Below are 1,479 nucleotides of genomic sequence, written 5' to 3'. Positions count from 1 at the left end.
CGCGCGGCGCGCGGTCGCGCAGCCAGCACCAGCGCCGCCGCCGCATCGTCCAGGCCGCCGCGGCGCTGGCGTCGCGCGGCGGCGTCGAGGCGATGCAGATGCGCACGGTCGCCGAGCGGGCGGGGGTCGCGCTCGGCACCCTCTACCGCTACTTCCCGTCCAAGATGGACCTGGTCGTCGCGGTCGTCAGCGAGGAGCTCGACCTCCTCGAAGGCAGCATCGAGCGCCGTCCGCCCCGCACCGAGGCCGCGCACCGGCGCGCCGTGGACGTCCTCATGCGCGCGACGCGCGGCCTGATGCGCGAGCCGGAACTCGCCGAGGCGCTGATCCGCTCCCTGCTGCTCTCCGACGTCAAGACCGACTTCGGCGACCGCATGACCGGGCTGCTGCTGCGCGCGGCGGTCGGCCGCGACGTCGCCGTCCCGGCGGGCGACCGCCGCCGCGTGCTCGCCAAGGCCCTGGCCAGCGTCTGGACGATGGAGATGATCGAGATGCTGCGCGGCCACGCCACCGCCGACGAGATCCAGGCCCGCCTCGACGTCGCCGCCGCGCGCCTCCTGCACGACTTCTGACCGGTCCGGCCGGCCGCCCCGGCCGGTCGCCCCGGCCGGACCGACCGCGCCCGGCCGCCCTAGCCGGGCAGCTGCCCCGGCTCGTCCACGATCCCCGCACGGATCCGGACGGAGGCGAGCAGCACGGTGCCCGCCGGGAGCACGACCGTCCCGGTGTCGCGGTGCCGCGTCATCGGCTTCAGCGCGATCGTCCGGGAACCCAGATAGGCGTAGGTGGACGGGTCGAGCAGGAGATCGGAGCGGAACCTTTCCTCGAAGCTCCAGTTGAGCTGGATGGCGGGCCTGCCCACCGGGTCCTTCGCCGCGGTGTCGACCTTCGCGCTCGGCACCTTCTTCAGCGCCCTGTAGATCGCGCTCTGGACGGCGGGCGGCGGTGTGCTCTGCTCCAGAATCCGGATCAGGGAGGACTGGACCGTTCGCCAGCGGTACATGGGCGGGAGAGCACGCGCGGGACCGGGCCGGCGGGGGCTCAGCGAGGCGATCAACGCATCCGGGTCGGTCGGCAGCCTCGCGATCTCGGCGTAGGTCTTGTCCGTCGACTGAACCAGGGCGGGAAACCGCTGGACCTGCACTTTCTTGGCCTTGGCGTCCCACGTGGCCCACTGGGTGCCGTCCACCCTGGCCCAGCTTCGGAAGACATCCGGGAGGCGGAACTTGCCGCTGCTGATCTCGTCCGCGACGCTCTTGTCCTCGGTCATCACCCACTGGTCGGGGCGAGGGGGCGTGAACGGGCGGCGTTCGGCGGCGAGCGCCGCACGGTCCAGCACGGTGTACGCGCTGACGAGGCGCGCCCGGCCGCCGCTCCGGTGCCCGGACGACGGCACGGCCGCGAAGGCGGCCACCGCGGCGGCCGAGGCGCCCACCGCCACCAACCCGAACGTCCACCGGCGCCGTCCCCGGCGCGCGG

2 protein-coding genes are annotated in these 1,479 nt (G+C 74.2%); one reads left to right on the top strand and one right to left on the bottom strand.

Going from position 1 to position 1,479, the window contains the following annotated elements; all coding sequences use genetic code 11:
- The coding region (locus tag DZF91_RS23895) for a TetR family transcriptional regulator (protein ID WP_235834507.1) at positions 1–572 on the top strand (572 nt) is incomplete at its 5' end.
- Positions 573–631: 59 nt separating this feature from the next.
- Here the strand turns inward: DZF91_RS23895 and DZF91_RS23890 are convergent.
- On the bottom strand, positions 632–1,479 hold an 848-nt coding region (locus tag DZF91_RS23890; RefSeq protein ID WP_117359553.1), incomplete at its 5' end, for a CU044_5270 family protein.

The organism is Actinomadura logoneensis (assembly GCF_003428695.1).
GTDB classification, from domain to species: Bacteria; Actinomycetota; Actinomycetes; order Streptosporangiales; family Streptosporangiaceae; genus Spirillospora; species Spirillospora logoneensis.
The sequence above is the reverse complement of the archived record's forward strand: the minus strand, read 5'-3'. Positions and strand labels throughout refer to the sequence as shown.